General features: G+C 72.4%; 6 protein-coding genes. 4 read left to right on the plus strand and 2 right to left on the minus strand.

The window, feature by feature from the left end; genetic code table 11:
* The 3 genes from ACIGAN_RS07585 to ACIGAN_RS07595 all read left to right on the plus strand — a co-directional run bounded on the left by ACIGAN_RS07585 (window position 1) and on the right by ACIGAN_RS07595 (window position 3553).
* A complete protein-coding gene (locus tag ACIGAN_RS07585; protein ID WP_365740646.1) occupies window positions 1-1374 on the plus strand; it encodes a cytochrome P450 in 1374 nt (457 codons plus the stop codon).
* An 89-nt stretch (window positions 1375-1463) separates the two neighbouring features.
* A complete protein-coding gene (locus tag ACIGAN_RS07590) occupies window positions 1464-2711 on the plus strand; it encodes a cytochrome P450 (RefSeq protein WP_365740645.1) in 1248 nt (415 codons plus the stop codon).
* Complete coding sequence (locus ACIGAN_RS07595) at window positions 2708-3553, plus strand: enoyl-CoA hydratase/isomerase family protein (RefSeq protein ID WP_399855828.1); 846 nt, start codon at window positions 2708-2710, stop codon at window positions 3551-3553. The genes ACIGAN_RS07590 and ACIGAN_RS07595 overlap by 4 nt, the downstream gene beginning before the upstream one ends.
* A gap of 57 nt (window positions 3554-3610) precedes the next feature.
* Here the strand turns inward: ACIGAN_RS07595 and ACIGAN_RS07600 are convergent, their stop codons facing one another.
* Both ACIGAN_RS07600 and ACIGAN_RS07605 read right to left on the minus strand, forming a co-directional pair.
* Window positions 3611-6901, minus strand: coding sequence for a family 78 glycoside hydrolase catalytic domain (locus tag ACIGAN_RS07600; RefSeq protein WP_399855830.1), 3291 nt, complete (start codon window positions 6899-6901; stop codon window positions 3611-3613).
* A gap of 229 nt (window positions 6902-7130) precedes the next feature.
* Entirely contained in the window at window positions 7131-7565 is a 435-nt protein-coding gene (locus ACIGAN_RS07605) for an ATP-binding protein (protein ID WP_399855832.1), read from the minus strand.
* A 181-nt stretch (window positions 7566-7746) separates the two neighbouring features.
* Here ACIGAN_RS07605 and ACIGAN_RS07610 point away from each other — a divergent pair, with 181 nt between their 5' ends.
* On the plus strand, window positions 7747-9477 hold the full coding sequence (locus ACIGAN_RS07610) for a SpoIIE family protein phosphatase (protein ID WP_399855835.1): 1731 nt from the start codon (window positions 7747-7749) through the stop codon (window positions 9475-9477).
* The last annotated feature ends 27 nt before the right edge of the window (window positions 9478-9504 follow it).

Consider the following 9504-nt stretch of genomic DNA (forward strand, 5'->3'; position numbering starts at 1 on the left):
ATGCAACAACCCCTCGAGACGACCGGGGTACCTGCCGAATGCCCCGCACACGGCAACATCCCGCTGTACGGTCCCGACTTCGGCTCCGACCCCGAGCGCACCTACGACAAGCTGCGCTCGATGGGGCACAGCGCCCCCGTCGACATCGCGCCGGGCGTCGAGGTCGAACTGGTCACCAGCTACGACGCGAGCCTGTACATCCTGCAGAACCCTCAGCTGTTCGTACGGGACTCCCGCCGCTGGAACGCCCTGAACGAGGGGCGGGTCCCGGAGGACAGTCCGGCCCTGCCCATGATGGGGTACCGCCCCAACGCCCTGTTCAGCGACGGCGCGGCGCACGCCCGGCTGCGGCAGGCGGTCACGGAGAGCCTCGCCACCGTCGACCAGAGCCGGCTCATCCGGCTGACCCAGCAGTCGGCCGACTACCTGATCAGCCGGTTCAGCTCCGAGCCCCTCGGCCAGGCCGAGCTGATGGCCGCCTACGCCCAGCCGCTGCCGCTGCTGGTCTTCGGTGACCTGTTCGGCTGCCCGCCCGAGATCGGCGACCGCGTCATCGCCGGGATCACCGGGATCTTCCAGGGCACCCCGGGGGCCGACGAGATCCTGGGCGCCGCGCTCGGCGAACTGATCGCGCTGAAGCGCCGGCAGCCCGGCGAGGACCTCACCACCCGGTTGATGGTGCACTCGGCCCGGCTGAGCGACGAGGAGGTGCTGCACCAGCTGGTGACCCTGCTCTCCGGCGGCACCGCGCCCCTGACGGCCGCGATCGGCACCAGCGCCGCGCTGTACCTCAGCGACGACTGGCCGACCGGCCTGCCGGTGGAGGACGCGGTGGTGAAGACGCTGTGGAACTACGCCCCGATCGCCAACTACGCGGGGCACTACCCCACTCAGGACGTCGAGTTGGGCGACCGCACGCTGCGGGCCGGCGACCCGGTCCTGATCTCCTTCGCGGCGGCCAACACCGACCCCAAGCTCACCGCGCACCGCGAACAGCTCAGCCCCAAGGCCCATCTGGCGTTCGGCGCCGGCCCGCACGCGTGCCCGGCCAAGGACCCCGCGTTCATGATCGCCGCCACGGCCGTGGAGTCCCTGCTCAACCGGCTGCCCGACGTGGAGATGCGGGTCCCCTTCGGCGAACTGGCGTGGGTGGCGGCGCCGTGGAGCCGTTCGCTGGTCACCGTGCCCATCCGGTTCACCCCCCGGACCGTGGCGCAGCCCGTCGGCACGCGCAAGGCGCCGTCGCCTTCCGTCCAGGCCCCCTCGCCCGCCGGCGTTCACCAGCCACCCGCGGCGCACCGGCCGTCCCATGCCGCAGCGCGCCCGAAGGGAGGACTCTTCAGCCGCTTCCGGGCCTGGATGAACGGCGAGTGACGCAAGTAACCATATGAAACGACAGAGTTACTGTATGACTCAACTATCACTCGGGTACGGATAGCGGCTGGCAGAAAGGAGCCGCTACCGTGGGAAGCGTCACGACTCCGTCTACGGACCGTCGGGCCACGATTTCCCTGTTCTCCCGTCTCCGGACGGCTGAGGGACAGGCCGACCCCTTCCCCATCTACGCAGAGCTCAGGGCGCGCGGCGCTGTCAGCCCCGCGCCCTGGGGTGGGTTTCTCGTCACCGGTTACAGCACCTGCGAGCAGGTGCTGCGCAACGGCGTCTGGCTCGAACCGGACACCCGGTGGCGAGAACAACAGGGCGCGCGGACCCGCTGGAGTGCCCCCTCGTCCCGGGAGATCAGCCGCACTCTGCCGGCTCTCAATCCCCCGGAGCACACACGGGTGCGCCGGTCGGCCGGCAGCTTCGACCGCACCACCATCGACCGCATCGGCCTGCGGGTGTCCGCCATCGTCGACCGGCTGCTGGACACCCTGCACGAGCGAGTACGCGCGGGAGAGGCCGACTTCTCGGAGCTGGTGAGCGAGGAGCTGCCCGTCGCCACCATCGGCGACTGGCTGGGACTGCCCAGCGCCGACTGGCCCCGGCTGCGTGAACTCACCCACGAGCAGGTCTTCACCCAGGAATTGCTCCCGAACGCCAGCCAACTGGCCCGCTCCGACGCCGCCATGGCCGAACTGCGCACGTACTTCCTCGACCTGGTGCGCACCCGGCGCGAACGGCCCGGCGACGATCCGGTCTCCCGGTGGATCAGCACCTGGGACGAACTCGAACCGGACCGGGACAAGGCGGACGAGGCCGTCTACTTCCTCGCCCTGTTCGTCCTGCTGGCGGCGCTGGAGACCACCGCGACCCTGCTGTCGACCATGACCCTGCGACTCGTCGAGGACCCCGGCCGCTGGGACCGGCTCGTCCTGCAGCCGGACCTCGTGCCCGCCTTCGTCGAGGAGACCCTGCGCCACGACCCGCCGACCCATGTCATCAGCCGGGTCGCCGGGCAGGACACACGCCTCGGGGACACCGAGGTCGCCGCCGGTGAGATGGTCCACCTCATGGTCGGGGCCGCCCACCGCGACCCTGCCCGGTTCGCCGACCCCGACACCTTCGACCCGGCCCGCAACCCCTCCCACCTGGCCTTCAGCTGGGGCATCCACTACTGCCTCGGAGCACCCCTGGCCCGGCTGGAAGCGCAGACCCTGCTTCGCCACCTCACCGCCCGCCTGCCGAGACTCACCCTGGTGCGCCGCCCCGCGCTGGCGCCCCGGGTCGCGTTCCGGCGCCTGCTGAACCTGGATGTAGCCCTCGCATGAACCTCCCCCGCACCCCCGCCACCGTCTCCGCCCCGGCCACCGTGTCCGCCCCCGCCACCGACGTCACCCCCGAAGCCGCGCTCCCCGCCGAGACCGCGCTCCCGCCCGCTCCCCTGGCCCTCGTCAGGAACGGCCCCGTCCTCCACGTCCGGCTCAACCCCACCGCACAGGACGACGTGCTCAACACGGCGGTCCTGGACGCGCTCATCGACGTCCTCGACGACCTCCACGACCAGCCCGACATACGGATCCTGGTGCTCTCCTCGCTCGGCGACGACTTCTGCCTGGGGGCCGACCGCCGGGAGTACCAGGACGCCCTGGACACCGATCCCACCGGCGGCAGCCTGCTGCGCATCGCGGACAAGGCCCACCGCCTGTGCCAGGCGCTGGAGAACACCCACGCCGTCACCATCGCCCGGCTGCACGGCAAGGTCGTGGGAGCCGGGCTGGCCCTGGCCGCCTACTGCGACCTGCGGGCCGGCGCGGACACCTGCCGGTTCCGCATGCCCGAGGTCGGGCTGGGGCTCGCACCCGCCTGGGGCGGTGCCATGGGCCGTCTGATCACGGAAGCGGGCGCCGCCCGGATCCGCGAACTCATGCTCACCTGCGAGACCTTCGACGCCGCCACCGCCCACCGTCTCGGCCTGCTGCACAAGGTCGCCCCGCTCGACGCCCTGGACGACACCGTCACCGCCTGGACCAGACCCCTGTCCCGGCGCTCCCCCCAGGCCCTGCTGCTGACCAGACGCATGCTCACCGGCTACACGAGAGCCGCCCGCACGGCCGACCCCACCCTGCTGGACTCCCATCTCCTCGCCGCTCAGCTCACCGGCCCCCGCTGACGGCACCGCAGCGGACGAGGCGGGCGCCCCCCGCCTCGTCTCGCCGGCCGCCGACGCTCAGCTCGACGTCCGCCCCCGGCTCGTGAAGCGCCAACTCCCCTGCGCCACCCGGTAGACGGCGAAGCCGGACTCCGTCCGCAGCCGGCGGACGCCCTCGGGCGCCCGCACCTCGTCACGGCCGGCCGCCGGCACGTGGACGTCCGCGACGGCACCCACCGGCACGCGTACCTCCATCCGGAAGACCGCCCCCTCCTGCGCCCAGGCGACGCCGGCGGTTCCCCGCACGGTACGGATCGAGGTCCGCGCCCAGTCGACACCGGTGCGCGCGTCGGGCCGTACGGTGAACGTGGCGTAGCCGTCGTCGCCCGGGCGCAGTCCCGCCACGTTCTCGTACAGCCACTGGGCCACGGTGCCCTGGAAGTAGTGGTCGCGGGAGCGGGAGTCGAGCGGCCACATCTCCCACATGGTGTCCGCGCCGTGCTCGTGCCAGTAACCCCAGCTCGGGTAGGTGCGCTGGGTCGCGATGGCGTGCGCCAGGTCCGGCCTGCCCTCCTGGCACAGCACGCGCAGCAGCACGCTGGTGCCCAGCGCACCGGTGTTGAGGTGGTTCCCGCGCTCCTCGACGTCCCGCACCAGACTGGCGAAGACCGAGGCACGGGCGTGGTCCGGTACGAGGCCGAAGGCGAGCGGGATCGCGTTGCTGGTCTGCCGGTAACCGGGATCCCTGGCCGTGCGGTAGTGGCCCTCCGGGCCCAGGAACTCCGCGTTGAGGGCGTCCTTGAGCCGCGCGGCGGCCTGCCGGTAGCGCGTCACCACCTCGTGCTCGTGCAGGACTTCGCCCATCTCGGCCGTGTCGAGCAACGCCCGGTACAGGTAGGCCGTCGCGGTCAGGCGGGTGTCCTCGGGCGGGTTGCCTCCGTAGCCGGGCGGCAGGTAGTCGCCCAGGGCGGTGACGGCGAGGCCGTCGCGCAGCCGGGACAACTCCCAGTCCAGGTAGCGGGTGAGCGTCGTCCAGTGCTCGCGTGCCGCCCGGTCGTCGCCGTACACCCGGTAGAACTCCCGGATGACGAACGGGTACACGGTCGTCCACTCCGGGGACGGACCCAGTTCGCCGTAGCCCCAGCCGCCGCTCGGCACGATGACGGGGAGCTGGCCCTCGTCCGTCTGACTGTCGGCGAGGTCCCCCAGCCACTTGGAGAGCATGCGGTGCATGTCGAAGGCGTACGTCATCACGGGGGTGCCGAGCTGGGCGTCACCGGTCCAGCCGTTCTTCTCGTACATGGGCGTGTCGGTGGGGATGCCGTGCATGTTGTTCAGCACGGTGCGCCGCATCGCCCGGTCGAGCCACGCGTAGAAGGGTTCCGAACAGGCGAACTCGCTGACCTCCTCCAGCGGGGTGTGGACCAGCCGGCCCGTGATCTGGCCGGGGTCGGGGGTGGCGGGCAGGCCGCTGATCTGGACGTAGCGGAAGCCCTTGTACGAGAAGGACGGCTCCCAGCTCTCCTCCGGGCGGCCGGCGCAGATGTACTCGTCGCGCTGGAAGCGCCCGGGGACGTGCGAGGTCTCGGCCGACACGCTTCCGTCGGCCTTCAGCTTCTCGCCGTAGGTGAGCTGCAGGCGGGTGCCGGCGGGGAGGTCCCGCACGGTGATCCGGACCCAGCCGGCCATGGTCCGGCCCATGTCCACCAGGTGGACCCCGGGAGCCAGCGGGCTGATCCTCTCGGGCGGGAAGGAGTCGACGACCTCGATGCCGTCGTGGGGCTGCGCGCGAAGGCGTCCCCCGGGGCCGTCCTGGATCTTCGCCGGCCGCCAGGACGAGTCGTCGAAGCCGGGGCGGGTCCACTCCCCCGGTTCACGTCGGGCGTCGTAGGTCTCCCCGGCGTAGAGGGAGTTGGACAGGGTGGGTCCCTCGGTGATGCGCCACTGCTCGTCGGTGACCAGCGTGGTGCGGGAGCCGTCCGGGTGGTCGACCTCCAGCCGGGCGATGAGGCGCGGCTCGGAGTGCCAGGGCGTGCGGTGCCAGTTCCAGACGTTGGGGGTGGTCATGCCGAAGAAGCCGCGCCCCAGCGTCACGCCGATCGCGTTGCCGCCCCGGCGCAGCAGGCCGGTGACGTCGTGGACGGTGTACAGCACGGTCTCGTCGTAGTCGGTGAATCCGGGATCGAGCACCTGCCGTCCCACGCGCCGGCCGTTGATCTCCGCCTCGTGGTAGGCGAGGCCGCTGATGTACAGGCGGGCCCGGCTGATCCGGCGCGGCACGTCGAACTCCCGGCGCAGCAGGGGTGCGGGCTGCTCGGGCAGGCTGACGCCCACCCCGTCCCCCCACGGGCCCTGGCCGTAGGGGGCGAGCACCACCGCGGGAGACCAGGAGGAGTCGTCGAAGCCGGCGTCCTGCCAGTGCGGTTGCTCGGTGTCGGCGGTGCGCCATCCGGCGTCGCTGCGGAGGTCGTAGGCAGGCCCCGAGGAACTGCGCACGTGCAGGCGGAGCAGGAGTCCCGCCGGGTTGACCGAGGCACCGGCGCGGTTGGTGGCCGCGACGGCGAGCACGACGCCGGTGCCCGTGCCGAGGCCGTCCCTGACCAGCTCGGTGACGTCGGCCGTCCGGCCGGTCCGCCAGCCGTCCTGCTGCTGGGGGGCTTCGAGTGCCGGGCGGCCGTTGAGGTAAAGGGTGAAGTCGTCGTCCGCGGTCGCCACGAGCGTTGCCTCGGCGATGTCGATGCCGTCGGGCAGGTCAAGCCGTCCCCGGAACCACCTGGTGCCCGCGGGAGCGTTCTGGGTGCTCGCTCCGGGGGCCCAGATCCACGAGGCGCCGGTGAAGTCGAGGGGTGCCGGGGTGTCCGCGCCGATCCACTCGGCGTCCCAGCCCTCGGGTGACAACGTTGTCTCGAACCAGCGGGGCGCGCTCCAGGCCGATGCCCTGCCCTGCTCGTCCCAGACTCTGACGCGCCAGGAGTACCGGGTGCGCGGCTCCAGGGCCGGGCCGCCGTAGGGCACGCCACCCGCGCCGTCCGCGCCGTCGGTCTTCCCGGAGTCCCAGAGGAGGGATCCGCTCCCCCACCCCGCCCCGTCCGCCTTCACCTGCACGCGGTAGGCGGTCTGCCGCGCTCCGCGGCCGGCGGACGCCGTCTCCCAGGCGAGCCGGGGGCGGGCGACGTCGGTTCCGAGGAGGTTCGGCTTGTGCTCCACGGTGGTGCGGGTGACGCGCAGCCCGGGGGAGCTCCCGTGGCTCCGGGCCGAGCCGGCCATGGGACTCGCGGCGGAGTGCGCGGCGGACAGGGCGGACAGACCGGCCCCCATGGTTCCCGCGGTGGCACTCAGGAAGGTCCGGCGGTTCCAACTTCCGGGCATGTCGATCCCCTTGCTCGCTGCGGCTGGACGAGGACAGGATGATTGAAACGATTCAATCGCCTGCCTTGAATCCTAGGCGCGGGTCACCTGCCGCTACAAGACGTCTGCGGAGGGTCAGTTGGGAGAGCGCGGACGAGTCGGGGCGCGACTCGGCGTACGGTCGCGCGGGCGGCTCGGCGTACGGTTGCGCGGGCGGCTCGGGGGTCGGCAGCGGCTTGCCGCCGGGCCCTCACGTGAGGTCGATCGTGGCCGTGATGCGTTTGCCCACCGGCTCGGGGTGCACCTCGAGGCTGCGGCAGACGGCCCTGACGATCTCCAGGCCGTGCTGCCCGACCCGGACGGGGTCGGCGCCCCGGACCACCGGAAGGCGCGGCTCGGTGTCCCACACGGTCACCGAGACGACGCCCTCACGGGCCTCCAGCGTCAGCAGCGACGGCCCCGGGGCGTACTTGCGGGTGTTCGTCACCAGCTCGCTCACCACCAGCTGCACGATGTTCGTCGCGCGCTCGGGCACCGACACCCCGTGCTCCGCCCGCAGCACCCGCAGAAACATTCCGGCATGATCACGAGCCTGCGCGATCGTCTCCGTGCCCTCGAAAGCGGCCGACAGGGAGATCGCCCCGTCCGACAGCGCCCAGCCGTCATCCTCAGCAGCCTGCTTCATAAGCCGCCCGCACCTACGCCCTTCGCCTCACGGCAGTCCGATTACCCCACGAATACCATCACAGGCGTGGTCCATACTCTTCTGCCCGGGCCAAGCACGGGGCTGAGGTTCGCGCACAGGGGGCACTCGGGGGTAGGAATGCCGGGCGGGCGTTGTCCGGCGATCAGCGAGGAGGCAGGGCGTGGCAGAGCCGGAGCGGACCGAGAGCACCGGTCCACGGTCCCCGGGTGCGGCCGGCCCGGCGCTGCCGGCGGCACTGGCCTCCATCGGTGCGGCCGCGTACGTCGTGGACGACAAGGGATGCATCATCGCGGTCAACGCCCCCGCCGAGGAGCTGCTGATGCGGCCCGCCGAGGACCTGGTGGGCCGTGACGCACACGATCTGCTGCACCGGGACGCCCGGGGCCACACGCTGCCGACGAGCCGGTGCAGCATGCGGCAGGCGTTCCACGCGCGGCGCACGGAGCAGGCCGCCGGGGAGTGGTTCGCGAGGGGCGACGGCTCCCTGCTGCCCGTGTCATGGCTGATCACCCCCTTCGACACCGGTGGCCGTGAATCCGCCACGCTCGTCGTCTTCCACCGCGACCAGCAGGCCTGGGACGCGAGCCGGCGGCCGGAGACCGCGGCCGAGCCGCTGACCGAGCTGGAGCGGCTGGCCCTGCTGGCGGAGACCACCACCCGGCTCACCTCCACCCTGGACGTCGACGAGGCGCTGCGCCGGCTCGTGGCCCTCGTCCTGCCGCGGCTGGCGGACTGGGCGGTCGTCGACCTGATCACGGAGCGCGACGAGGTGTGGCGCAGTGCCGTGGTCCACGCCGACGGTGACGCGCTGGTGCATCACGAGGAGCTCCAGGGGCCGATGCCGCCGGTGCCGGAGGAATCCCCCATGCCCCTGTCCAGGGCCCTGCGCGGGGTGGCGTCCACCCTCGCCGGACCGCAGACGTACCAGCGGGAGCCGGACTCGGGCATCGCGGTGGAGCAGCAGCGTCTGTTCAAGGCGACCGGCATCCACTCCGCGGCCATCGTCCCGATCCGCAGCACCCGGGAGGTCCTCGGGGCGCTCACGCTGGGCCGCGCCGACAAGCAGGGCGACTACACCGACGCGGACCTCCCGCTGATCGAGGACATCGCACGGCGGGCCGCGCTGGCCCTGGACAACGCCCGCCTCTACCAGCGCCAGCGCAAGGTCGCCGAGACCATGCAGAACCACCTGCTGCCCCAGCTGCCGCGGCTGCCCGGGCTGCGGATGATCGCCCGCTATCTGCCCGCCCCCGACGCCTCGCAGGTCGGCGGCGACTGGTACGACGCGTTCCGGCTGCCGGACGGTGCCACCGCGCTGGCCGTCGGCGACGTCGTCGGCCACGACCTGGAGGCGGCGGCCGGGATGGCGCAGGTCCGCAACATGCTGCGCGCCTACGCCTGGTCCCACCAGGAACCGCCCAGCCGGATCGTCGACCGGCTCGACGAGGCGGTCACGCACATCACCAACGTGCCGATGGCCACGATGATCTTCGCGCGCCTGGAAGCGGCGGACGACGGCCACTGGGAGCTGCGCTGGACCAACGCCGGGCACCCGCCGCCCCTGCTGATCAGCCGGGACGGCCTCACCCGCTACCTGCTGGACGGCCACGGCATCCTCCTGGGCACGGGGGCCGGCAAGCCCCGTCCCGACGCCTCCACCGTGCTGCCGCCCGGGTCGACGCTGCTGCTGTACACCGACGGGCTCATCGAAGCGGTCGGGCGCTCGCTGGACGAAGGGCTGGAGCGGCTGCGCCAGCACGCGGCCGCGCTCGCCCACCGGCCGATGGCCTCCTTCACCGACGAACTGCTGCGCCGCGTCCGCCCCACCGAGAACGACGACGACGTCGCCCTCCTGGTGCTGCGGACGCCGGCCGAGACGCGGGCGAAGTAGGGCCGCGACGGGCCGCTCGCCGCTCGG

It is taken from the genome of Streptomyces sp. NPDC085931, assembly GCF_044540565.1.
In the GTDB taxonomy this organism is placed as follows: domain Bacteria; phylum Actinomycetota; class Actinomycetes; order Streptomycetales; family Streptomycetaceae; genus Streptomyces.

Bases quoted from the DNA above. Each gene is read 5' to 3' on its own strand.
- ACIGAN_RS07600 (WP_399855830.1), bottom strand. From the start codon at position 6,901: ATGCCCGGAAGTTGGAACCGCCGGACCTTCCTGAGTGCCACCGCGGGA.
- ACIGAN_RS07605 (WP_399855832.1), bottom strand. From the start codon at position 7,565: ATGAAGCAGGCTGCTGAGGATGACGGCTGGGCGCTGTCGGACGGGGCG.
- ACIGAN_RS07595 (WP_399855828.1), top strand. From the start codon at position 2,708: ATGAACCTCCCCCGCACCCCCGCCACCGTCTCCGCCCCGGCCACCGTG.
- ACIGAN_RS07585 (WP_365740646.1), top strand. From the start codon at position 1: ATGCAACAACCCCTCGAGACGACCGGGGTACCTGCCGAATGCCCCGCA.